General features: G+C 40.8%; 22 protein-coding genes, 9 tRNA genes and 1 rRNA gene. 2 read left to right on the top strand and 30 right to left on the bottom strand.

From position 1 onward, the window contains the following. Positions 1-7: 7 nt before the first annotated feature. Both B7700_RS04660 and B7700_RS04655 read left to right on the top strand, forming a co-directional pair. Positions 8-811 carry a PTS mannose/fructose/sorbose transporter subunit IIC gene (locus B7700_RS04660; protein ID WP_000022716.1) on the top strand — a complete coding sequence of 268 codons (804 nt, stop codon included), beginning with the start codon at positions 8-10 and terminating at the stop codon, positions 809-811. 23 nt (positions 812-834) lie between these two features. Next, a complete protein-coding gene (locus B7700_RS04655) occupies positions 835-1,746 on the top strand; it encodes a PTS system mannose/fructose/sorbose family transporter subunit IID (protein WP_000136864.1) in 912 nt (303 codons plus the stop codon). A 55-nt stretch (positions 1,747-1,801) separates the two neighbouring features. Here B7700_RS04655 and pepC read toward each other — a convergent pair whose 3' ends face one another. The 30 genes from pepC to rrf form a co-directional block, all read right to left on the bottom strand. After that, on the bottom strand, positions 1,802-3,136 hold the full coding sequence (pepC, locus tag B7700_RS04650; protein ID WP_084887428.1) for an aminopeptidase C: 1,335 nt from the start codon (positions 3,134-3,136) through the stop codon (positions 1,802-1,804). A 111-nt stretch (positions 3,137-3,247) separates the two neighbouring features. Further along, positions 3,248-3,970 (bottom strand): pseudouridine synthase, encoded by a 723-nt coding sequence (locus B7700_RS04640; RefSeq protein WP_084887426.1) that lies wholly within the window; start codon positions 3,968-3,970, stop codon positions 3,248-3,250. A 72-nt stretch (positions 3,971-4,042) separates the two neighbouring features. Next, entirely contained in the window at positions 4,043-4,273 is a 231-nt protein-coding gene (locus tag B7700_RS04635; RefSeq protein WP_070480143.1) for a GlsB/YeaQ/YmgE family stress response membrane protein, read from the bottom strand. A 9-nt stretch (positions 4,274-4,282) separates the two neighbouring features. Beyond that, positions 4,283-5,524, bottom strand: coding sequence for an aminopeptidase (locus tag B7700_RS04630; protein ID WP_084887424.1), 1,242 nt, complete (start codon positions 5,522-5,524; stop codon positions 4,283-4,285). Between the two features lie 24 nt (positions 5,525-5,548). Then, positions 5,549-5,701 carry a hypothetical protein gene (locus tag B7700_RS04625; protein WP_045616521.1) on the bottom strand — a complete coding sequence of 51 codons (153 nt, stop codon included), beginning with the start codon at positions 5,699-5,701 and terminating at the stop codon, positions 5,549-5,551. A 72-nt stretch (positions 5,702-5,773) separates the two neighbouring features. Next, positions 5,774-7,684, bottom strand: coding sequence for a DUF262 domain-containing protein (locus tag B7700_RS04620; RefSeq protein WP_084887422.1), 1,911 nt, complete (start codon positions 7,682-7,684; stop codon positions 5,774-5,776). Further along, on the bottom strand, positions 7,678-8,988 hold the full coding sequence (locus B7700_RS04615) for a DUF262 domain-containing protein (protein WP_192855657.1): 1,311 nt from the start codon (positions 8,986-8,988) through the stop codon (positions 7,678-7,680). The genes B7700_RS04620 and B7700_RS04615 overlap by 7 nt, the downstream gene beginning before the upstream one ends. 7 nt (positions 8,989-8,995) lie before the next feature. Further along, positions 8,996-9,949, bottom strand: a complete 954-nt coding sequence (locus B7700_RS04610) for a helix-turn-helix transcriptional regulator (protein ID WP_084887418.1) — start codon at positions 9,947-9,949, stop codon at positions 8,996-8,998. A 107-nt stretch (positions 9,950-10,056) separates the two neighbouring features. After that, on the bottom strand, positions 10,057-10,578 hold the full coding sequence (locus tag B7700_RS04605) for a DnaA ATPase domain-containing protein (protein WP_084887416.1): 522 nt from the start codon (positions 10,576-10,578) through the stop codon (positions 10,057-10,059). A gap of 87 nt (positions 10,579-10,665) precedes the next feature. Then, complete coding sequence (locus B7700_RS04600; protein ID WP_084887414.1) at positions 10,666-15,057, bottom strand: PolC-type DNA polymerase III; 4,392 nt, start codon at positions 15,055-15,057, stop codon at positions 10,666-10,668. 198 nt (positions 15,058-15,255) lie between these two features. Further along, positions 15,256-15,720, bottom strand: coding sequence for an IS200/IS605 family transposase (tnpA, locus tag B7700_RS04590; protein WP_084887412.1), 465 nt, complete (start codon positions 15,718-15,720; stop codon positions 15,256-15,258). A 196-nt stretch (positions 15,721-15,916) separates the two neighbouring features. After that, on the bottom strand, positions 15,917-17,998 hold the full coding sequence (gene fusA, locus B7700_RS04585; RefSeq protein ID WP_045612723.1) for an elongation factor G: 2,082 nt from the start codon (positions 17,996-17,998) through the stop codon (positions 15,917-15,919). Between the two features lie 279 nt (positions 17,999-18,277). Then, the gene (rpsG, locus tag B7700_RS04580; protein WP_000087873.1) at positions 18,278-18,748 is read right to left on the bottom strand and encodes a 30S ribosomal protein S7; all 471 of its coding nucleotides are present in this window, start codon (positions 18,746-18,748) and stop codon (positions 18,278-18,280) included. Positions 18,749-18,767: 19 nt separating this feature from the next. Then, entirely contained in the window at positions 18,768-19,181 is a 414-nt protein-coding gene (gene rpsL, locus B7700_RS04575; protein ID WP_001142332.1) for a 30S ribosomal protein S12, read from the bottom strand. 314 nt (positions 19,182-19,495) lie between these two features. Then, complete coding sequence (locus tag B7700_RS04565) at positions 19,496-20,095, bottom strand: response regulator transcription factor (RefSeq protein WP_084887410.1); 600 nt, start codon at positions 20,093-20,095, stop codon at positions 19,496-19,498. A gap of 1 nt (position 20,096) precedes the next feature. Further along, complete coding sequence (locus B7700_RS04560) at positions 20,097-21,194, bottom strand: sensor histidine kinase (RefSeq protein ID WP_084887408.1); 1,098 nt, start codon at positions 21,192-21,194, stop codon at positions 20,097-20,099. Continuing rightward, positions 21,194-21,931: an ABC transporter permease gene (locus B7700_RS04555; protein WP_084887405.1), complete on the bottom strand. Its 738-nt coding sequence runs from the start codon at positions 21,929-21,931 to the stop codon at positions 21,194-21,196. Before B7700_RS04555 ends, B7700_RS04560 begins: the two co-directional genes overlap by 1 nt. Position 21,932: 1 nt before the next feature. After that, positions 21,933-22,817 carry an ABC transporter ATP-binding protein gene (locus B7700_RS04550; RefSeq protein WP_084887404.1) on the bottom strand — a complete coding sequence of 295 codons (885 nt, stop codon included), beginning with the start codon at positions 22,815-22,817 and terminating at the stop codon, positions 21,933-21,935. Beyond that, a complete protein-coding gene (locus B7700_RS04545) occupies positions 22,804-22,998 on the bottom strand; it encodes a hypothetical protein (RefSeq protein ID WP_084887402.1) in 195 nt (64 codons plus the stop codon). Before B7700_RS04545 ends, B7700_RS04550 begins: the two co-directional genes overlap by 14 nt. Further along, positions 22,995-23,186, bottom strand: coding sequence for a hypothetical protein (locus tag B7700_RS04540; RefSeq protein WP_084887400.1), 192 nt, complete (start codon positions 23,184-23,186; stop codon positions 22,995-22,997). The genes B7700_RS04545 and B7700_RS04540 overlap by 4 nt, the downstream gene beginning before the upstream one ends. 501 nt (positions 23,187-23,687) lie before the next feature. Next, positions 23,688-23,761, bottom strand: a tRNA-Pro gene (locus tag B7700_RS04535). 14 nt (positions 23,762-23,775) lie between these two features. After that, positions 23,776-23,849 (bottom strand) — tRNA-Arg (locus B7700_RS04530). Positions 23,850-23,860: 11 nt separating this feature from the next. Further along, positions 23,861-23,946: transfer RNA gene (locus tag B7700_RS04525), tRNA-Leu, on the bottom strand. 7 nt (positions 23,947-23,953) lie between these two features. Then, a tRNA-Gly gene (locus B7700_RS04520) sits at positions 23,954-24,025 on the bottom strand. A 22-nt stretch (positions 24,026-24,047) separates the two neighbouring features. Next, positions 24,048-24,120: transfer RNA gene (locus tag B7700_RS04515), tRNA-Thr, on the bottom strand. A gap of 18 nt (positions 24,121-24,138) precedes the next feature. Next, a tRNA-Leu gene (locus B7700_RS04510) sits at positions 24,139-24,220 on the bottom strand. A 5-nt stretch (positions 24,221-24,225) separates the two neighbouring features. Beyond that, a tRNA-Lys gene (locus tag B7700_RS04505) sits at positions 24,226-24,298 on the bottom strand. A 24-nt stretch (positions 24,299-24,322) separates the two neighbouring features. Beyond that, positions 24,323-24,395, bottom strand: a tRNA-Asp gene (locus B7700_RS04500). A gap of 2 nt (positions 24,396-24,397) precedes the next feature. Beyond that, positions 24,398-24,470 (bottom strand) — tRNA-Val (locus B7700_RS04495). A gap of 4 nt (positions 24,471-24,474) precedes the next feature. Beyond that, positions 24,475-24,568: ribosomal RNA gene (gene rrf / locus B7700_RS04490) — 5S ribosomal RNA — on the bottom strand; the annotation flags it as partial.

The raw sequence follows: 24,568 nt of genomic DNA, 5'->3' as shown, positions 1-24,568 counted from the left end.
TTTAAAGATGTCTATTATTTCTATGGTTTTAGTAGTCGTTGTAGCCTTCCTAGCAGGTCTTGAAGGTATCCTCGACCAGTTCCAATTCCATCAACCAATCGTAGCTTGTACCCTTATCGGTCTTGTTACTGGTAACCTTGAAGCAGGGATTATCCTTGGTGGTTCTCTTCAAATGATCGCCCTTGGTTGGGCTAACATCGGAGCTGCCGTAGCTCCTGACGCTGCTCTTGCTTCTGTTGCTGCTGCCATTATCATGGTTCTTGGTGGCGACTTTACTAAGACAGGTATCGGTGTTGCCCAAGCGGTTGCTATCCCTCTTGCAGTTGCTGGTCTATTCTTGACTATGATTGTCCGTACACTCTCTGTCGGATTGGTTCACACTGCTGATGCTTCTGCTAAAAAAGGTGACTTCAAAGCAGTTGAACGTGCTCACTTTGTCGCACTTCTTCTTCAAGGTCTTCGTATTGCAGTCCCAGCAGCACTCCTTCTAATGGTACCAACTGAAACAGTACAAAGCATTCTAAATGCTATGCCTGATTGGCTCAAAGATGGTATGGCTATCGGTGGTGGTATGGTCGTTGCCGTTGGTTACGCTATGGTTATCAACATGATGGCAACTCGTGAAGTATGGCCATTCTTCGCTATCGGTTTCGTGCTTGCTGCCGTGTCAGATATTACTCTAATCGGATTTGGTGCTATCGGTGTTGCTATCGCTCTTATCTACCTTCACCTTTCTAAAACTGGTGGAAATGGTGGCGGAGGAGCCGCAACTTCTAACGACCCAATCGGCGATATCCTAGAAGACTACTAAGATAAGAAAGGACTGAAAACATCATGACTGAAAAACTTCAATTAACTAAATCAGATCGTAAAAAAGTTTGGTGGCGTTCAACTTTCTTACAAGGTTCTTGGAACTATGAACGTATGCAAAACTTGGGTTGGGCTTACTCATTAATTCCAGCTCTTAAAAAACTCTACACTAAAAAAGAAGATCAAATCGCTGCTCTTGAACGCCATCTTGAGTTCTTCAACACTCACCCATACGTAGCCGCTCCAATCATGGGGGTTACTCTTGCACTTGAAGAAGAACGTGCTAACGGTGTTGAAATTGATGACGCTGCTATCCAAGGGGTTAAAATCGGTATGATGGGACCTCTTGCTGGTATCGGTGACCCAGTATTCTGGTTTACAGTACGCCCAATCCTTGGATCACTCGGTGCTTCACTTGCCCTTACTGGTAATATCTTAGGTCCAATCCTCTTCTTCGTTCTTTGGAACTTGATTCGTATGTCATTCTTGTGGTATACACAAGAGATTGGATACAAGGCTGGATCAGAAATCACTAAAGATATGTCTGGCGGTATCCTTCAAGACATCACTAAAGGAGCTTCTATCCTTGGTATGTTCATTCTTGCTGTCCTTGTTCAACGTTGGGTAAATATTAAATTTGCTTTCGATGTTGCCAAAGTTCAACTAGATGAAAAGGCTTATATCCATTGGGATAAATTGCCAGAAGGATCTAAAGGTATCCAAGAAGCATTCGCACAAGTAGGACAAGGATTGTCTCAAACACCTGAAAAAGTTACTACTTTCCAACAAAACTTGGATATGTTGATCCCTGGACTATCAGGACTACTCCTTACTCTCCTTTGCATGTACTTGCTTAAGAAAAAAGTATCTCCAATCACTATTATCCTTGCACTCTTCGCAGTGGGTATTGTGGCACATGTTCTTCACATCATGTAATCAAGCAACTTAAAAGGAATCAGGTTCTAAAATCTGATTCCTTTTTTCTATACTTTTATTCGGCCAAGGCACCCATTGGATCCCATGGTGCGAGTACAATTGGTTCTGCTTCATAGGCAGCTTGTTCTTCTGCTGTTAGCAATTCTTTGCGAACAACGATTTGATATGTGTATTCGTCCATCCAAGCGTCTGAGGCAACAAAGTAACCATCGGTACCAACCTTGTCTCCCCATGAGTTTTCAACCTTCCACTTGGTTGATTTGCCATTTTCATCCAAATCAACACCTGTCAAGACCATAGCGTGGGTCATCAAGCTTTCGCTGTAGTCCAAACGTCCAGCCTTGTCTTGAGTGAGTTTAATGTCCATGCTTGATTCAAAGTCATAAACATCAGTCGCAAGGATTCCAGCTTTGCGGTTGCTGAGCTGGCCGACATCAGAACCAAACCAAACAGTTTCTCCTGTTTTCATTTGAGCAATCGCCAATTCTTTCAAGCGCTCCATCGGTACGTTGATGTAACGAACCGCACGGCTACCAACCACATTTCCTAACATCTCAACTGTGTAAGATTGGCCGTAAGGCTTGTCAGCGGTTGGAGCATTGATAACAGAAACATAGTCTTCTAGAGGAAGATTGACATATTTCTTGTAAAATTCTTGTGGCGTGATACCCTTTTCGCTTTGGTAGTTGTTATCCTTATCGCGATAAGCAAAGTCAAATTTACGTGGTGGAAGTCCTAAAGACATAGCAAGGAAGTTAAAAATCTCTTGCAAAAGGTCTTCTTTCTTAGCTTGGACAGTCGCTTGGTCTGCACCAGAAGCAAGCAAGTCACGCAAAATTTGAGCATCTTGACGAAGCAATTTATTAAGGATTGCATTTAGCTCACGGCTACTGCTAGATGAAACTGACTCAGGATAAACAGACTTAGGAACGACACCATATTTCTCAAAAAGAGAGACCACCATATCCCACTGTCCACCGTCTTGTTGAGGTGTTTGAAGTAGGAATTTAACCTTACGGCTTGTCAAGTCTTGGTCTGCAGTCGCAATCACTTGCTCCAAGAACCAGTTGGATTTCTCATACTTGTCCCAGAAGAATGTATGAGCCTGTGACAACTCAAAATTCTCCAGTTTGTATTGTGAGATGAGCTTGTGGCGGAAGGTGTTGAGAGCCGCAAACATCCAGCAACGACCAGACGCTTTCTGGTTGGTTACCTTGTCCTTGGTCAAATCCAATGAGAAAACAGGTGTATTATCTACATGGCTTTGGCGACGTTCTAGGGCTGCAAAAATTCCGTTGTGGCTAGCAGCATTTTCAATCGCTTGGTATTTTACATTTGCTTCATAGTTGGCAAATAGTTTATTAGTAAATGATTCTTGAATCGCGTTCATAGATTCCTCCTTTTATTCTACAGTCTATTATAACTCTTTTCACAAAGTAAGCAACTGAAAAACATAAAAGACAGGGATATTCTCCCTACCTTTTTACTAAAATACATTGACTTAATCAACACTAGCAAGGAGAGCTTCTAGCTCTTCCTTGGTCAAGCGACGCCATTCCCCTCTTTGTAAGTTCTCATCTAAAATCAGAGTTCCCATAGTCAAACGCTGTAGGTCTACTACTTCCTTGCCACAATAGGCCACCATTCGTTTGACCTGATGGAACTTCCCTTCTGCAATGGTCACACGAATTTTGCTTTGATTCTTTTCTGTATCTATGGAAATAAGCTCCAGTCTAGCAGGCTGACAGGTAAAGTCTTTGAGCGGAATACCCTTAGTAAATGTCTCCACATCTTCTTGGGTCATGATTCCCTTGACTTGTGCCTGATACGTCTTGTCCACATGACGCTTGGGCGAAAGAAGAGCATGGGCCAGCTGACCATCATTGGTCAGGAGCAGGAGTCCATGCGTATCAATATCCAAGCGCCCTACTGGAAAAACTTCCTTAGTACGAGCTAAGTCATCCAGCAAGTCCAACACGGTTCTGTGCTTGGGATCCTCAGTCGCTGAAATAACTCCTTGAGGCTTGTTCATCATGTAGTAGACAAACTCTTCATACTCCAACACTTGCCCATCAAAGCGAATCTCATCTATTTTTTCATCAATCTGCAATTTAGCTGATTTTTCTTTTTTACCATTTACAGTCACGCGCCCAGCCTTGAGCATGTTTTTGACCTCAGTCCGACTCCCCACAGCGCAGGCAACTAAAAATTTATCTAATCTCATAGAACTATTATATCACACTCAAAAGGAGGCTGGTACAATGACCAACCTCCTTTTCGTTTCAGATTTAGGAAATTAACTTCCTCGTCTCCAAAAAATAGCTAAAACAATCATGGCACCTAAAATTGCTGGGATAATAGCTGTTCCTGATAAAACTGGCCCCCAAGTTCCAAAGAGCAAGTGACCCAGAAAGGCACCAATCCAACCGAGAAACATTTTTCCAAAGCAACCCATACGTTCTCCACGATTGGTCAAAGCACCTGCCAAGAATCCCACTAGGAGACCAACAAACATACTTCCTATCATCTCGGCTCCTTAATTTGCCCAATCTCCGTTACGGAAGAGTGGTACACGTGTCCCATCCTCACGGATACCATCGATATCCATTTGACTAGACCCAATCATAAAGTCCACGTGAACATCTGAACGGTTAAGCCCTGCAGCTTCAAGTTCCTCTTCGCTCATCTCTGCTCCACCAACGACGCTAGTCGCATAGGCTGCACCGATAGCCAAGTGGTTTGAAGCATTCTCATCGAAAAGGGTGTTAAAGAAGGTAATGCCTGACTGAGAAATTGGGCTTGGATCTGGTACCAAGGCACATTCACCCAAGGCACGCGCACCCGCATTTTCAAAGACGAGATCCTTCATGACCTGATCACCCTTCTCAGCTGAAATATCCACGATTTGTCCATCCTTGAAGGTTACTTTAATTCCCTCGATGATATTTCCATTATAGCTAAGCGGTTTTGTAGAAGTGACATAACCATCTGCACGACGGAAGTCAGGCGCTGTGAAGACTTCCTCTGTCGGCATATTTGGCAAGAATCCTTCGCCCTGTGCATTGATAGCACCAGCTGATTCCCAAACGTGGTTCTTCGGCAAACCAAGGGTCAAATCGGTCCCTGGCGCTGTGTAGTGAAGGGCTGAAAATTGCTCTTTATTAAGCATATCGGCCTTGCTCTTGAGGATAGCTGCATGCTCTTCCCAAGCCTTAACAGGATCTGCTTCGTAGACACGGCAAGTTTTGAAGATTTGGTCCCAAAGGAGATCAACTGCTTCTTCATCACTCGCAGCATTTGGAAAGACTTTCTTAGCCCATTCAAGTCCAGCAGCAGCTGCTACCGTCCAGCTAACCTTGTTGGATTGAGTTGCGATACGCATTGGCTTCATGGCAAGTCCCATAGCTTTAGCAGAAGCTGATAGCTTGTCAGCATCCACACCGTTCAAGGCACCTGGATCAGATGAACGAACTCCAAGACGGCTAGCTTTGTTCTCCAAAAGATAGTTCATCTCAGCAATCTTGTATTCTGGCACATTGTCCAGACGCTCCATCGGTGCATGGAGGAATTTCTCACGGTTGATGACATCATCTGTCCACTGAACGATAACCTCATGCGCACCCAAAGCATAAGCTTCTTTCACAATCAAATGCGCCAACTCGCGTTGCTCCACATCAATAGAAAGAGCCAAAGTGTGACCAGGTTGCACATTAATTCCGTTCGCAACCAATAATTTCGCATATTTTTCTAGATTTTCTTTAAAATTTGGTAAAACCATGTTGTTTTCTCTTTTCTATATTTTTTAGTTTTTATTCAAAGCAGAGAGTAGCCCTGCTAGTGCAATAGCACCTGACAATAGTGCTGTTGATAGAAGAATTGTTTGATCAGCAAGTTCTAATTGATATTCAAATACCTTCTCAGCAGGTTTATCTTCCGCGAATATTCTTAGTTTCATGAAATATCCTCCCTTACTAGTATATCACATATGATATAAATTTAAAAACAAGCCTAATAAAGCTTGTTTTAATTAACTAAAACAAAAGTCGTGTACATATCTTTCCACTTCTTTTTCCAAAGATTGAATCTCACCAATATCCCATCTATTGTTTTTAGAAGTTATTTCTGCCATCATCTGTAATTTCAAACTCTGACGCTTAAAGATATCTTCTCTCTTCCATTGTGCTAGTTTAGACTCCGGATACGAATTACCGAACTTAGAATTCTGACTATCGGTAATGATACAAAGATTACCAAAGGAATGTAAAAACTCGGCAGGTAATTGGCTTTCTCCATCCTGTCCATTTGGATTCTGAGGATACCAATGCTCTATGGAGCGACGATAAGCAAATTTAAAATCTTTAAACTCAATATCGTAATCTTTCTTCAATTCTTCACGATTTTTCCATAAAACATAATCTACAAAGTTAAAAGCATAAACAGGAATTTCCCAATATTTTTTGATACTTTTATCTTCGGTAAACAATCTTTCCTCAGCATATCTCACTGCCATTTTTTCAAGAAAATCCTTAAAGAGACTAGCAAATTCTGTTTGATTTAACTCTTCAATATGGTTAAACAAGAATTGCAAGATTTCATATAACCAACGACTATCTCGATTGGCAGTAAAGGTCACAGCAAACATGGATTGAAGCATTAAAATATCATCATTGAACTTTTCAAAAGAATTTTTATCATAATAATATTGAACAAATAAATCTCCTCTAGTTTTATTATTATAATCATTCCGATAAACTTTCTGCAGAAACCAATCATTCTCTTGTCTTCTATTATTAGTCTCTTGTGACATTCGTACGATCAAATTATCAAATATAAATTTTAATTTCAATAAATTCCTAATGAATAATGTAACATCCTCTATACCTGTATTAACACTAGTTATATTTTCAAATGTTTCTAATAATTTCTTGTCATCTAGCTGTATATCAGAAGGAGATACATTACCAAATGTTATATAATAAACGAAATATAAAAATGTTTCAAAGTTTATAATCGTTCTGTATTTTTCCACTTCATTCGTATCTGATATTACTTTAACTCTTGTAGATTCTTTATTTTCTATACTAGACAATAGAGATTTCTTATTAGTTGACTGAACTTCTATTTGACTTAAGGACTTATCAATATTTAAAAGAAAGCTATTCTGATAATTATTTCCTTTAATCCAATTCAAAGGAAAGATTTTTTCTCTTTCTCCATCATGATGCTTTTTCTTTGCTTTTTTTGTAAATGCGTTGATGACCGGCTTATCAAATTCTGCACAGGCATCCCAAATTCTCGCAAATTTTTGTGCCATTTCTTGATCTGTACCGAACTTAGACATCATTTGTGCCTTGAGAATCTCATGAGACTCTAGTTGTTCGCCTCGAGAGTTGAAACGTTCGAAATAAAGATTCAAATCTAAATCTTCAGGAAGTATACTCCGAAAAATGATGACATAATCAAAAAGATAATCAACGAAAGACTGAGGATCAAGACGGCGCTCCTCTAGCACTTTTTTCAATGCATCTTTAGCATGTCCGTAACCTCTAGTCAGCTCATTTTCATCGCCCTCTACAATTTTTTTCTTGGCAAATAAATCTTGAATATTCTCGTTTGATTTCTTTCTAGCTGGGAAGGTAAGCTTGACAGCTTTCAATCTATCAAAACCAAACTCATTCTTTAAAGCTAAGGCAATCAAATTAAGGGCGGTTGTTCGTTGTTGCCCATCTATGATTTTGAAAAGGTCATTCTCTTTATTAACGACTAATGTTCCAATATAGTAATTGTCTCTATTTTCTTGAAAAGCATCTGCTACGTCATTCAGTAACTGCTCAATTTCATCATAAGTCCAAGCAAAATTTCTCTGATAAAGAGGGATAGCATAGGTATCTTCATTTAACAAACGATTAACTGATAAGCTTATCTGTGTTTCTACCATTTATCTTTTTCCTCTTCTATAATCTTGTCCACAGTATAATTTTCAAATAGCTCTCTATCTATTTTGACCATAAAATCATTCGGAGTGACCGCATGGGATAAAAGTTGAAATAGCTTTTGAGCCTCTTTTTGTCTAAAACTTCCACCAGCGGCGTATTTCCCTACCGTTGCATCATATATAGCTTTAGACTTAACTCGAGGGTAATAAGACCAAATAAACAAGGTCTCTACTATCTCCTTTGATAGCTCATCTTTTCCAAATCTCTCTGCAAAAAGTGAACAAATATTTAAGAATATATTGTGACACTTGAGGTAGCGTCCTTTTGAGCTATTGTAAATGTTTGACATACCTTCTGGGTAAGCTAGATTTTTTTCTTCCCCTTCAGGTTCATCAGAAAATCCTAACTCTTCATTTAAAAAATCTTTATGTTCTTTAATAGTTTCATAAGCAGATTCAATATACTCAAAAAATTTACTTCCATCAATGATTGGCATAGTAATGGACATGGGGAGATTTTCAATATGACGATACAATTCTAGATATGGAAAGTTCTGATTCAAATCAACGCCTTTAAAATCGTCAATAAAATCCTCTGTAAAACGGAGATAAGATCCATAACGCTTGTTTGTTAATCCTGTCTCTCCTCGCGACCAACGTCTCATACGGAAAAGATGTTTATCAAATAACTCCTTGAGACTTAAATCTTTATCTTCTACAAATTGCTCCCATTTTTCAACAATTTTTTCATCTTCTGAATCTTGCTTGCGAAGATGATAGGCTTTAAGCAAATCATGAGGTTCTAAAGATTTCCCACGATTATTCTGAGAATCAAATAGCTGAAAGGCCTCTGATAATCGTTCCTGTGGCATAGTAATCACGGAGACAGAACAATTTTCCAATAAAAAATTGCAAATATCTTTTGCCTGATTTTCGCCAACCAATTGAGTCAAATTTTCCCACTCATTATAATTTTCACTCGCATGATAGCAAGATAGCTCCCCAAATACAGCAGCACTCAGCAGTTGCTTAGCACCCTTATAATTCTCTAAATCATCTAATAAATGAAGAAACAAGGAAATTGAAATTAGCCGTTGCTGTCCATCGACAATATCATATCCATCATTTTCATGTAAGATAACGGAACCAATCTGATATTCCTTTTTCCCCATAGCATCTCGTAAATCATAAAAAAGATTACGGATATGTTTTCTGTTCCATTTATATGGCCTTTGATAAGAAGGAATCCGCAAACCCTCTTCTTTCAATAGTTCTCCAACCTTTTTAGAAGTAAATTGAATAGTCATTTTATCCTCATCTATTATATTTATCTAGCATTTCTTGAACTATTTGCTTCATATCCTCTACTAAAATCCGAGGAGACAAAACAGTAACTGCTTCCCCTTGTCCCAGCAACCAGCGTTTAAGACCCGGTGTATGCTGACTTTCAAACTGAAAATGAGTCCAGTCGCCATTTTTCCCAACTATTTTTGCATTTGGAAATTGATCCATCACAATCGTCGGATCGTACAAGTACTCGATTTCAATACTGATTTTCTTCCCGATAAAAGCATCCATTCTCTCGTTACGAATATCACCATCTCTAAATTTATCTCGATAAGAAATAGAGGGTTTCTCTATACCACTAAGAGACCATGACTGGATACGATCTACTCTTAAAGTAATATAAGTAGCATGTTTCAACTGGTAAACAACCAGATAGAAATAATGACTATCATAGTAAAGAGAGACTGGTAAAACAGTCTGCCTCTTAGAAGATTCAGAATAAGGTTTTTGATAGATAATGTCTAGAACCTGTTCATGCAAAATAGCTTCTGATAAATTCCAAATTTTCTCTATTCTATTTTGTTGATCCGTTAAGGGAGCATAGTTAAGCTTTTCGCTGCCAATGATCTGCTCAATTTCTTTCTGATCAGCACGGGGAACCAAAACCTGTAAATTATTTAGTAAACTAGCAATTTCTGACCGATTCAGTGCTCGATTTTCCAATAAAATCTTTGAAATAACGAGTATATCCTTTTTATTAAAAACTGCCTTACTTGCTAAACAATACTTATTCGTCTTACGGTTATAAAGCAAATCTCCACTATAACTGGTGTTACTAGATAAAATATCACGGAGTAGCGAAAAATCTCTCTGTATAGTCTTTTCACTAACCTCAAATTCCTGAGCCAATTGCTTTTTTTCAAATGAAGTACCTAACTGTAAACGTAAAAAAATCGTTAGTAGTCTCTCTTGATCATTCATTTTCAGTCCTTCTACATATTATTCAAACAATACTATTTCCAGTACATTATTATCACTTCTATAGTCTAACTAGCACTTTATATTCAAAACGATTAAAGCAAAATAAACTAGCCCTTAGATGATTTCAACTGTACCACTATGCCAGATTCGAAGAACTCAACTACGGATTCAGCCATATTTTTTAAGTCTTCGGGTAAGCAGTCTGAATATACAATGAAGAGTCTACCTCTTTTCTTATTCTCTTTGAATTGCTGCATCCAGTATTCCTGTACCCTTTGATCAGCCTCTCCCAAAAGTTGAACTCCCTCCAGAAAAATCAAGTCATACTCTGTATGCTCCATTTGCAGTTTTATCCATTGACTATGTTTAGAAAAAATCAAATTATCTCTCACTCGATAATATCCAAGTGATGCTATTGGAGTAGCAGGTTTTATTTTAGTTAACGTATAAAACAAATGCCATCTGTCAGTCTCTGAAATACCGCAAATGTAAATACATTGAGAATCTTCTTTTAAGTCTATTTGTGGGAATCCAATCCAATCACTCCCATCATCTTTCAAGCCTTTTTCAAAATTGTAAATTTGCTCTTCAATTGACACATTAGAATTTAAAATTCCTTGATCCACCATATTATATTCTCTTTTCTATTATTTTTAAGAGAATTATAACAAATCAAGTGGACATGTTTTATCCACTTGATCAAAATAAGCAATTTTTTAAAACAACTCATCAAACAAACTCAACTGGTTATCCTCTGGCATATTGCCCAGAATCCCCATTTCATCCATCTTTTCAACCAATGTTGATGAGAGTCCACCACGTTTGCGTAGTTCTGTTTTAGAGAGGAATTCTCCCTCTTCACGCGCTCGTACCAGTTGTTTGGCAACGTTCTCTCCCAGACCATCCATAGCGACAAATGGTGGAATCAGTGTATCTCCGTCAATGATGAATTCAGTCGCATCACTACGGTAAAGGTCTAACTTCCCAAACTTGAAACCACGCTCCCACATCTCATTGACAATCTCAAGTGTTGTATAGAGATCGATTTCCACATTAGAAGCTTCATTGTTCTTCCGCTTTTCAGAGATTTCTTCCATTCTACGCTTGATGGCATCCAAGCCCGCACCCATGGTCTTGATATCAAAAGCCTTAGCACGGATTGAGAAGTAAGCACAATAATAATAAATCGGATGGTGAACCTTGAAGTAAGCTACACGCAAGGCCATCATAACGTAGGCTGCCGCATGGGCTTTAGGGAACATGTACTTAATTTTCCCACAAGACTCGATATACCACTCTGGCACCTTATTAGCCTTCATAGCTTCGATATAGCCATTCCGCTCCTCTTCGGAAATCTTGAGCCACAAGCCCTTACGTACCCGTTCCATGATGGTAAAGGCCATCTTAGGTTCGAGACCAGCATGCATGAGATAAACCATGATGTCGTCCCGACAACCGATAACGGTTGATAGGTCAGCAATCCCTTGCTTAATCAAATCTTGGGCATTGCCCAGCCAAACGTCGGTACCGTGGGACAGACCTGAGAGCTGAAGTAACTCCGCAAAAGTCGTCGGATGCGTCTCATCTACCATCCCACGTACAAAGTTGGTCCCAAACTCTGGAATCCCCAGCATGCCTGTCGGAGTTCCGATTTGTTCAGGAGTCACACCTAGCACATCAGTCCCAGAAAAGAGGGCCATCACGCCTTCGTCATCCATAGGGATTTCATTAGGATCAATACCAGACAAGTCCTGAAGTTTTCGAATCATGGTCGGATCATCATGTCCCAGTACATCGAGTTTGAGGACGTTCTCGTCGATATCATGGAAGTTAAAGTGAGTGGTCTGCCATTCAGCTGTCACGTCATCTGCTGGATATTGGACAGGCGTAAAGTCGTAGACATCCATGTAGTTAGGAATAACAACGATCCCCCCCGGGTGTTGTCCTGTTGTCCGCTTGACACCAGCCGCACCTTGAGCGAGGCGTTCCACCTCTGCATCACGATAAAACTTGCCATAATCTCGCTCATAGCCCTTGACAAAACCATAGGCAGTCTTGGCAGCCACCGTACCAACCGTTCCTGCACGGAAGGCATATTCTTCACCAAAGATATCACGCACATCCAAGTGAGCACTAGGCTGATCTTCTCCCGAGAAGTTCAAGTCAATATCGGGAACCTTGTCCCCATCAAAACCAAGGAAGGTCTCGAAAGGAATATCCTGTCCGTTTTTACTGAGTTTATGACCACATTTAGGACAGTCCTTATTGGGCATATCAAAACCTGAACCGTAAGATCCATCGGTGATAAACTCACTGTACTGACACTGACCACAGACATAGTGAGGAGAGAGAGGATTGACCTCTGTAATCCCAATCATGGTCGCAACAAAACTAGATCCGACAGATCCACGAGAACCAACCAAGTAACCCCGTTCATTAGAACGTTGCACCAACATCTGGGAAGCCAGATAAATCACAGCAAATCCATTCCCCAGAATGGAAGTCAATTCTTTTTCAATCCGCAAATCAACAATATCTGGCAGCGGATTTCCATAAATCTCAAAAGCTTTCTTATAGGTCAACTCAGCAACTGTTTCTTCAGCCTTGTCAATGAAAGGCGTATACAAGTCACCCTTAACTACCTCAACAGGTTCAAAGATATCTGCCAAGGCATTGGTGTTTTCAATAACCAATTTCCGAGCTAATTCCTCTCCCAAGAAGGCAAATTCATCCAACATCTCATTGGTTGTTCGAAAATGAGCCTTCGGAAGAGGAGCTGGTTGGGCATGTTCCCCATGACCGATAGTTCGGTTAACCATAGCTCCCTGTCCCAAACTACGGACAATAATTTCACGGTAAATTTCTTCTTCTGGTTCGATATAGTGGACATTTCCCGTAGCCAAAACGGGCTTACCAAGGCGTTCTCCAACCTCTATCAAACTTTTGATAATGGTCTGGAGTTCTTCCATATCCTTAGCCTGCTCCTTGGCAATCAAGGGAGCATAGATAGCTGGTGGCATGACCTCGATAAAGTCATAATACTTGGCCACCTCAACCGCCGCATCCACGCCCTGGGAAACGACTGCATCAAAAACTTCACCTTCTGCACAGGCTGAGCCTAAAATCAAGCCCTCCCGATGGGCATCTAGAACCGTTCTCGGAATTCGTGGCACCCCTTCAAAGTATTTGGTATTGGACAAAGAAACCAACTTAAAGATATTTTTTAGACCTACCTGATTCTTGACATAAATGGTCGCATGCTTGATTCGAGCTTTTTTATAAGAATCTGGACTAACCAAATCAATATTGAGTCTAGCTAAATCCGTCACACCATGTTTTTCTGCTACCTCTTTGATAAAGATGAAAAGCAGACGACCAGTAGCTTCCGCATCGTAATTGGCCATGTGGTGATGTTCCAAAGCCACACCAAAACGCTTGGTCAAAGGCCCCAAACCATGACGTTTATACTCAGGATAGAGATTTCTAGCAAACTCCAGCGTATCAATAACTGGCTGACTAATCTTTGGCAGACCATGACGTTCATAGTTGGCATTCATAAAGCCAACGTCAAAGGTGGCATTGTGGGCGACTAGGACCGTATCCTTACAAAATTCTTGGAATTCTTGCAAAACTTGTTCCAGTGGCTTGGCATTTTTGACATGATCATCTGTAATTCCAGTCAACTCAGTAGTAAAAGCTGACAAGGGATGCCCAGGATTGATAAATTCATCAAATTCAGCAATGACATTCCCCTTGTACATCTTAGAAGCTGCAACCTGAATCAAGTCATTATAGATAGCTGAAAGTCCTGTCGTTTCCACGTCAAAGACCACGTAGGTCGCTTCTGACAAGTCCATCTCCACTTCGTTATAGACGATAGGGACACGGTCCTCCACGATATTGGCTTCCATTCCATAGATTAGCTGGATTCCCGCTTTCTTAGCAGCCTTATAGCCGTGTGGGAAGGACTGGACATTCCCATGGTCCGTGATGGCAACCGCCTTGTGTCCCCACTTAGCAGCTGTCGCAACGATTTCTTCGACCTCTGGCAGAGCATCCATAGTCGACATGTTAGTATGAGCATGAAACTCAACTCGACGCTCTCCTTCTGGCATCAAATCCTTCCGCTCATAGTGAACAACTTCCTGCACATCCTGTACGTTCATAGTCAAATCACGTGTGAAGTTATTCATCTCCACATTCCCACGCACTCGGAGCCAAGAATTCTTCTTGATGAGATCAAACTTCTGGGCCTCTTCCTCGTTCTTAACCCACTTTTGCATAGAAAAACTTGAAGTGTAGTCAGTCATTTTAAAGTTGATCAAAACACGCCCTGTTCTGGTCACTTTTTGCTCCACATCAAAAACAACCCCTTCAAAGACCAGACGATTTTCCTCCGTCGTCACTTCGATCATAGGAGTAATCTCTGCCTTATCCAGCTTGGGTTTAGCTGCAGCTTTTTTAGCTTGAAAATCAAAGGATGGTTTCTCTTCCGCTGGAGGAGGTGCCATCTGTTCTAGTTGTTCCATAGCACGGAGCGCTTCCTCATTGGCCGCTTGAACAATCTGCTCATTTTCAGCTTGAAAGGCTTCTTCCTGCTCATGAGTCAGCATATCATTCTTCTCTACTTGACAGTTAAAAGTTGGAAATCCAAATTTTTCAAGTTGTTTCGCTAAATTAGGAAGGTGATTCTTCTTAAAGTGTTCCTTATCAATCGCCTCGGAACCTTCAATAAAGAGTTGGTTCCCCTCCGCACGAACTTGCAAATTTTGATAAAGGGACTTAAAACCTTGACTCGAACACGGACCTTCAGAAAAAGCCTCTCTATAATAGGCCTGTAAGAGCTGATTTGAAAATTCTTGAGACCGAGCCTTGATTTCGAAAACAGCTTTATTGCCTGTCTTAGAAAATTCTTCGCTCAAACCTTTCTTTAATTCTAAAAAGATTTCAATCGGTAAAATATTAGAAAATACGAAATGAAACTCCCATACCTTACTAATTTTATGAACCACAACTCGCTCAATATCGGCCTGTGCTAAAGCAGGAGCCTGTCTCATTTCAGCAGGCATCCCCAATTGATTCATCAAAATTTCAAAACTATTTGACATTCATTTTCCTCACATTATTCTCCTACTATTTTACCATATTTAGAAGTATTTTCTAAATCATGACCACCCGTCAAACGGGTGGTTTGTCCCAGGGCTATAAGCCCAAATTACCAGCCAGCGCCTAAAGACGCTGGCTTTCACTTTGTTCAAGCCTTATTGCTCTTGACTCGTCACTTGCCTCTCAAAGAGGCTTTAGTATTACTTACCACTATCCCTAAAGGGATCCTCATATTCTTTTACACTTAATTTATCTAGTGCTATATCATGCTTTTCCTGTTCTTGAATATATTTCTTAATTGTGGCTTCATTAAGCCCTACTGTACTTACATAATAACCTTCCGCCCAGAAATGTCGATTCCCAAACTTGTACTTGAGATTGGCGTGTTTGTCAAACATCATGAGTGCACTTTTTCCTTTTAAATATCCCATGAAACTCGAAACACTTATCCTTGGTGGAATACTTACTAACATGTGTACATGGTCTGGCATTAAGTGACCCTCGATAATTTCAACTCCTTTATAACTACACAAGCGATGAAATATTTCGCCTAAACCACTTCGATATTGATTATAGATAACTTTTCGTCTATACTTAGGGGTGAACACAATGTGATACTTACAGTGCCACTTTGTGTGCGATAAACTATGAGCCTTTTGTGCCATATTTTTCTCCTTTCGCTTTACAATTGGCTTGAACACCTTTATTGTATCGCGTTCGGAGTTTTTTTGGTATAACCTTCGACGCGCACCCGCATAGCGGGTGGTTTTTTTGTCTCTCACCTAACGGAGCGAGACGGACTAATAGTCACATAAGACAAAAGGAAGCCACTAAGTGACTTCCTTCTAGAGTGAGGACTGATTAGTCTTCACCTTTATTTTTCTTAATGATTTCTTCTTGTACTGACTTAGGTACATCTTCGTAGTGGTCAAATACCATCATGAATGTACCACGTCCTTGAGATGCAGAACGAAGAACTGTTGCGTAACCGAACATTTCAGCAAGTGGAACGTAAGCACGAACGATTTGGCTGTTACCATGTGCTTCCATACCATCTACACGTCCACGACGAGCAGTTACGTGACCCATAACATCACCAAGGTTTTCTTCTGGAACAGTGATTGTTACAAGCATCATTGGCTCAAGGATAGCTGGTTGTGCTGATTTAGCAGCTTCTTTAAGAGCAAGTGAAGCCGCGATCTTGAAGGCAGTTTCAGATGAGTCGACATCGTGGTATGAACCATCGTAAAGCTTAGCTTTAACGTCAACCATTGGGTAACCTGCAAGAACACCGTTAGCCATAGATTCTACCAAACCTTTTTCAACCGCTGGGATAAATTCACGAGGAACCACACCACCGACGATTGCGTTTTCGAATTCGAATCCTTTACCTTCTTCGTTTGGAGTAAATTCAATCCATACATCACCGAATTGACCTTTACCACCAGACTGACGTTTGAAGAATCCACGTGCTTGAGTAGAAGCGCGGAATGTTTCACGGTAAGATACTTGAGGAGCACCTACGTTCGCTTCAACTTTGAACTCACGACGCATACGGTCAACAAGGACGTCAAGGTGAAGCTCCCCCATACCAGAGATAACTGTTTCACCAGTTTCAACGTTTGTTTCAACGCGGAATGTTGGATCTTCTTCAGCCAATTTTTGAAGGGCAATACCCATCTTATCTTGGTCAGCTTTAGATTTTGGCTCAACCATCAATTGGATAACTGGTTCTGGAACGTTGATTGACTCAAGGATGATTTTAGCTTTTTCATCTGTCAATGAGTCACCAGTTGTAGTATCTTTCAAACCAACGGCAGCAGCGATATCACCTGAGTAAACAGTGTCGATTTCTTGACGGCTGTTGGCGTGCATTTGAAGGATACGTCCGATACGCTCACGTTTACCTTTAGAAGTGTTCAATACGTATGAACCTGATTGAAGAACACCTGAGTAAACACGGAAGAATGTCAAACGGCCTACGAATGGGTCTGTCATGATCTTGAAGGCAAGAGCTGCAAATGGCTCTTCATCAGATGCTGGACGAGTTTCTTCTGCGTCTGTATCTGGGTTAACACCTTTGATCGCTGGAATGTCAAGTGGGCTTGGAAGGTAGTCAATAACCGCATCAAGCATCAATTGAACACCTTTGTTCTTGAAGGCAGAACCACACAATACTGGGAAGAATTCAACGTTGATAGTCGCTTTACGAATACCAGCTTTCAATTCTTCGTTAGTGATTTCTTCACCTTCGAGGTATTTCATCATCAATTCTTCGTCAGTTTCAGCAACTGCTTCAATCAATTTTTCACGGTATTCTTGAGCTTGGTCAAGGTATTCAGCTGGGATATCTTCTTCAAGGATATCTGTACCAAGGTCGTTAGTATAGATTTCAGCTTTCATCTTGATCAAGTCGATGATACCACGGAAGTCATCTTCAGAACCGATTGGCAATTGGATTGGGTGTGCATTTGCTTGAAGACGATCGTGAAGTGTGCTTACAGAGTAAAGGAAGTCAGCACCGATTTTGTCCATTTTGTTAGCAAATACGATACGTGGAACTCCGTACTCAGTTGCTTGACGCCAAACTGTTTCAGTTTGAGGCTCAACACCTGATTGTGAGTCAAGAACAGTAACCGCACCATCCAATACACGAAGAGAACGTTGTACTTCGATTGTGAAGTCCACGTGTCCTGGTGTGTCGATGATGTTTACGCGGTGGTTGTTCCATTGAGCTGTTGTCGCAGCAGATGTAATAGTGATACCACGTTCTTGCTCTTGCTCCATCCAGTCCATTTGTGACGCACCTTCGTGAGTTTCACCGATTTTGTGGATTTTACCAGTGTAGTAAAGAATACGCTCAGTAGTTGTTGTTTTACCAGCATCGACGTGAGCCATGATACCGATATTACGAGTTTTTTCAAGTGAAAATTCGCGTGCCATGAGGTTTGTTTCTCCTATTTATTTTTGATTTCTATTCTATTATAACACGATTTTAATAAAAACGGATAGGCAGGACCTACCCGTTCTCAATGTTTTCATGCTATTGTTGGTTTCAACTTGTAGATTTACAAGTTGAATTGAACTCGGGCTAAAGTTAACTAGCCGATTTGAGCCGGAACGGGATGCTGTGTGAAAAAGATAAACTTCCTTGTATTCGTCGAATACTGCGTCAGTTTCCTATTTTCACCTTGCATCCTTACCGTTCCTAGCATCATGATTTTACCAACGGAAGTGTGCGAATGCACGGTTAGCTTCAGCCATGCGGTGAGTGTCTTCACGTTTCTTAACTGCTGCACCAGTGTTGTTAGCAGCATCCAAGATTTCTTTTGCAAGACGGTCTTGCATTGTGTGTTCACCGCGAAGACGAGCGATTGTTACCAACCAACGAAGTCCAAGTGTTGTACGACGTTCTGGACGAACTTCAACTGGGACTTGGTAGTTAGAACCACCAACACGACGTGCACGTACTTCAAGTACAGGCATGATGTTTTCCATAGCTGTTTCAAATACTTCAAGTGCATCGTTACCAGTAGCTTCTTTGATTTGCTCAAAAGCACCGTAAACGATTGAAGCAGCTGTACCACGTTTACCGTCAAGCATAACGCGGTTGATAAGACGAGTAACTAGTTGTGAATTGTAAAGCGGATCTGGCAATACGTCACGTTTTGGAGCTCTATTTTTACGACTCATTTCTCTTTATCCCCTTTCCTTATGCTTTTGGACGTTTAGTACCGTATTTAGAACGGCCTTGTTTACGATCGTTAACACCTGCAGTATCAAGTGCACCACGGACGATATGGTAACGTACCCCTGGAAGGTCTTTTACACGTCCACCACGAAGAAGAACCACGCTGTGCTCTTGCAAGTTGTGTCCGATACCTGGGATGTAGGCAGTAACTTCGATAAGGTTGCTCAAACGTACACGAGCGAATTTACGAAGGGCTGAGTTAGGTTTTTTAGGTGTCATTGTTCCAACACGAGTTGCAACACCACGTTTTTGTGGTGAAGAAACGTTTGTTTGAACTTTTTTATGACTGTTGTAACCAACGTTCAAAGCTGGTGATTTAGATTTTTCTACTTTTGATTTACGCGGTTTGCGAACCAATTGGTTAATTGTAGGCATCTACATTCTCCTGTGTTTTTTTATTTTTGGTGATGATACACTTGGTGACAGCTACCATCTGTGTGTACTTTTGCAACATTTGTCAGCACGTCCCTGTACACTCTTGAGAGACCAAAAGTAAAAAGTACCGTCTATTATTGTAACAAAATTTTCTATTGGTTGTCAAGATATTTTTCTTTTTTATTCTTAATTTTAGCTCTTTTGTAGTGCTCCCCCAAAAAAGAAAAAGGAGGAATCCCACCCTCCTAAAGTTAGTATTGTTCCATTCAATCCCATCAATTTTAGCACATAATGGTTTTCGAGATATGATAGTATCACAACCAACCAGATTCTTTCGCGATATTAGCTGCCTCTGTTCGATTACCAGCATCTAGTTTAGAAAGAATATTGGTGACATAGTTTCGGACGGTTCCGTTTGATAAATAAAGTTGATCTGCAATTTCTTGGTTAGACAAGCCTTGAGCAATTCCCTTTAAAACGGCGATTTCTTGCTCTGTTAATGGATTGGGATGCGTCATAACTACTTCCATCAATTCAGGCGAATACTCCTTGCGTCCTTCGAGGACAGTGTGCAAAGTTTGCATGAGGTCTGCAATGCTTCTTTCTTTCAAGACATAAGCATCCACTCCAGCCTTGACCGCACGTTCAAAATATCCGGGGCGCTTGAAGGTCGTCACCACAACTACCTTTGTTTCTAGCATTTCTGCTCGTATCCACTCCAAGACTTCGAGACCTGTCTTAACAGGCATTTCTACGTCAAGAATGGCGATATCTACGAACTCCTTTCCTAAGAGTTGAATTGCTTCTTGACCATTCTTGGCTTGTAGGACAGTCTCTACATCTGGTTGAAAGGTAAGCAACTGACACATAGCATCTCGTAACATACTTTGATCTTCTGCAACAAGTAATTTCATCTTAGTTTCTCTCCTTATAAGGTAGTCGAACTTGCACTTCCGTTGGTTGTTTCTGACTGATTACTCTTACTTCTCCTGAAAATGGAAAAACACGATCTCGGACTGTATGGAGTTCATCTCCTTTTAGAGAAGCAAAGCCACAGCCATCATCTCTCACTGTTAGAATGAGTTCTTTCTCAGTTCGTTCTAATCTCAAGTAGGTTTTCGATGCTCTGGCATGTTTGATGATATTGGTCACCAACTCAAGCAAAATCATGGAAGCCGTTGACTCCAATTCCTGAGTAAGGCTAGCAGTATCTAGTTGGTTATCCGTTTCCACCTCAATTCCAGCAATTTCTAACATCTTTTTCACAGTCTCTAGTTCGGATGTCAAAGTTCTAGTCTTAAGATTTTCCACAATGGTTCGCACTTCACGCATTGATTCTTTGCTAATTTTCTGTATTTCTCTTAATTCCTTTTCCACTTGTGGATAAGCCTGCATTTGAAATAACTGCAAGGCTAGATCTGTCTTGACACTAAGCATGGCAAATGTATGCCCCAGACTATCATGTAAATCTTGACCGATACGACTGCGTTCATTTTCAGCAAGCAATAGATTTATCTGGGCATTTTGCTTAGCCTGCGCTTCTTTCAAATCCTCCACAATCCGAATCCGAACCAATCCAAAAGTCATTAAATCGACAAAAGTAAGAATTACAAGTAGATAGAATAGAAACTCAACTTCGATTCTCTGAAAAATCAACAGTTGGCCCACAACAAGGACTTGAGCAAGAAGAAAAGTCCAGACATGTAAAGACTTTAAACTACGTACGCCAAAATGATAACTTAAGAGGTTAGAAAGGAAAAAGAAGAACCAGATATAATTAACAGCAACAAAGGCAGTATTCCCAACTACATAAGTCAGCATGAGACCCCAATATAGCCAAGATAGGCGCTGGCTCTTAGTTGTTAAAACACCCAAATACGCCACTACAAATAGAATATCAATCAATAAATGCCAGACAGAAAGCCACCCAGTCACTACAGGAAGGATGGGGAAAATCATAAAAATTAAACTGGCCCAAAACATATAGTGTATGCTTTTCAGTCTTTCAAGCATTAAGCATTCTCCTTATGACCTTGAAGGTAAATGGTCAAACCAAACAAAACTGCTGAAAAAATAAGTAGATAAACTGTGGCTGACAGATTGATGCTACCCTCGTTTAAGAAGGTCTTGAGCAACTCCATCAACTGATAAGTTGGTAGACACTTCCCGATTGCTTGCATCCAGTCTGGAAATAAAGAGATGGGCATCCAGAGTCCGCCTAAAACAGCCAAGCCTAGATAGAGAAGATTGCCCACGACAGACATCAGCTGACTAGAAGGCAAGAGTGTCAAGGTCAAGCCAAGCGCTACAAAAGCTACACTTCCTACTATCAGCAAGAGCGCAGCCCCAATCCAGCTTCCTAAAGGCATATCCACACCTCTGACCAAGTGCCCAACTGAGAAAACAACCAGGATTGAGACCAGATAATCAACCATCATACTTGTTATCTTTGATAGATAATATTCTACCATATTTACCGGAGTATGGCGCAATGTTTTCTGCCAGTTGTTGATCTTATCTGTATGTAAAACAGCTGGGAATGAAAACATAGCTGTCGACATCATGGAAAAGGCTGTCATGGAGATGAGGTAATCACGCATAAAATTAGCTGGTCCACCTGGTGTGTCCTGGTACATGCCTGAAAAGAATAAATAGAAGGCTGTCGGCATACCTACTGATAATAAATAATAGACTAATTGTCGTTTGGTCAATAGAAATTCTATCTTGTTTAGTGCGATCCATCGTTTCATCTTAGTCATCTCCCTTTTGTGTTTCTTCAAAGATTGTATCCAACAAGCTACGATTATTGACTTCAATTTCTTGAATCCTACATCCTGCTTGCACTAACAGTTGCCAAAAAGCATCCGCTTCACGTGTAACTACTTGCAAAGCGTCTTGTTTTTGTGACCAGTTTTCAACCAAGTTAGACTGCTCAATGACTTCCTTGTATGCTAGAGGAAGGATAAAGTGCTTTTCAATCTCCTCACTGCGCATGGCTAGAGGTGTTGTATCGCGAATCAACTCTCCCTTATTCAAGACCAAGATTCGGTCCGCTGTATGCTCTACCTCTTCGATATAATGGGACGAATAGAGAATGGTAACTCCCTTAGCTTTTAGCTCCTGAACAATTTCCCAAAAGCGTTGGCGGGTTGAAGTATCCATGGCAGCAGTTGGCTCATCTAAAAAAACAAGCTTTGGTCGCCCAATTAAGGTCAAGACAAAAGAGAAAAGACGCTTTTGTCCACCTGATAATTTTTCTGCGAATTGCTCTTGTTGTTGCTTATCAAACTGTAATAGTTGATCGATTTCCTGGTTACTCAAGTGATTTGGATAAATTTTTTGAAAGAAAGCAATCAACTCTTTTACCTTTAGTTTCTGAACGATGACATTTTCTTGTGGGAGGTAGGATCTTGTATAGTCTAACTGAGAGCTCGTTACCGGCAAATCTTGGATAGATACTTGCCCACTGGTGAGCAGTTTATCTCCAAGCAAACAGTCCAAGAGTGTGGTCTTCCCAGCACCATTGGGACCAATCAAGGCGACGCATTCACCTTCAGCTACCTCAAAGGAAATATCCTTCAAAATAGCCTTGCCCTTGATGATTTTATTTAAGCTTTCTACCTTAATCATGTTCATCATATTCTCCTTTCAGCCACTCCTTTCCCATCGGAAAGGCGATAAAAATCATAAATCCTAGACCCCAGGCACCACGAATAGCTTGGTGAAGGAAGGCTTGATCAAACCAACCTGTAAACATTTCTACCAGCCATACCACTAGTGATAGTCCAATAAAAAGATATAGAATCGCTTTTTTCATTTTTCAAACTCCTTTTTCACATCTGAGACTAATTTCAAACCTTCTCGGATCAACCAAGACATCATGCCAAATCCTGCAAACAAATCCCAAGGAAAATGATAGAAACCTTCATCCAATCCTGAAAACATGAGATAAGTCATGACTCCTGCTGCTACTAAACTCATTGCGACAATTACTTTATGTTTCATTTTTTTTCCTCCATTTGATACATCTAGTATAATTCTTTGAAAGTAGAATCACTAGAAGCTTCTGTCATGAGGAAATATGACAAAAGTCATAAAAGATTCTATTTAAAAGGATCAAGAAAGATTACACAACAAGACACAGAGTAGAAAAGAATCTATGGTACCTCCGTCAAAGTGATATCAAATTTAGACTATAACGTAAACTAATACGCATTTAAAATCAAAAGAGCGGAAATTTTTATCGCACAAAACACATATATTATAGGCAGAACAAAAAACACTTCAATTACTTTCTTAAAAGTTTATAAGAATTATACAATCTGTTAAATTTTAATTTATGTACCTAAACTACAGTATTCATTGAACAAATCAGGAAACAAAAAGTATACGCGATCAAAATGAATTACTGAAATTAAAAAAGAGAGAAGCAAACTGATTCTCTCTTAATGTATATAATATCTAGTTAAAAACAAAAAAGATACGCTTACGTATCTCTGTAATGAATCGGGAAGACAGGATTCGAACCTGCGACACCTTGGTCCCAAACCAAGTACTCTACCAAGCTGAGCTACTTCCCGAGTTAATAGAAAAATGCACCCTAGAGGAGTCGAACCTCTAACCGCCTGATTCGTAGTCAGGTACTCTATCCAGTTGAGCTAAGGGTGCTCATTATATTATGCCGAGGACCGGAATCGAACCGGTACGATCGTTACCAATCGCAGGATTTTAAGTCCTGTGCGTCTGCCAGTTCCGCCACCCCGGCCTCTCTAAGCGAACGACGGGATTCGAACCCGCGACCCCCACCTTGGCAAGGTGGTGTTCTACCACTGAACTACGTTCGCACTGTTTTCTTCTATCTAAAAATGCCGGCTACATGACTTGAACACGCGACCCTCTGATTACAAATCAGATGCTCTACCAACTGAGCTAAGCCGGCTCATTTATTATATCTTAATGCGGGTTAAGGGACTTGAACCCCCACGCCGTTAAGCGCCAGATCCTAAATCTGGTGCGTCTGCCAATTCCGCCAAACCCGCATATATGACCCGTACTGGGCTCGAACCAGTGACCCATTGATTAAAAGTCAATTGCTCTACCAACTGAGCTAACGAGTCTAAAATAACTTCCGTTATTTCAAACGGTCCCGACGGGAATCGAACCCGCGATCTTCGCCGTGACAGGGCGACGTGATAACCGCTACACTACGGGACCTATGGGAGTTAACGGGATCGAACCGCTGACCCTCTGCTTGTAAGGCAGATGCTCTCCCAGCTGAGCTAAACTCCCTAAAGCTAAGCGACTTCCATATCTCACAGGGGGCAACCCCCAACTACTTCCGGCGTTCTAGGGCTTAACTTCTGTGTTCGGCATGGGTACAGGTGTAT

The sequence above is a fragment of the Streptococcus mitis genome, from assembly GCF_002096755.1.
Taxonomy (GTDB): Bacteria; Bacillota; Bacilli; order Lactobacillales; family Streptococcaceae; genus Streptococcus; species Streptococcus mitis_AC.
This window is presented reverse-complemented; position numbering and strand designations above follow the sequence as displayed.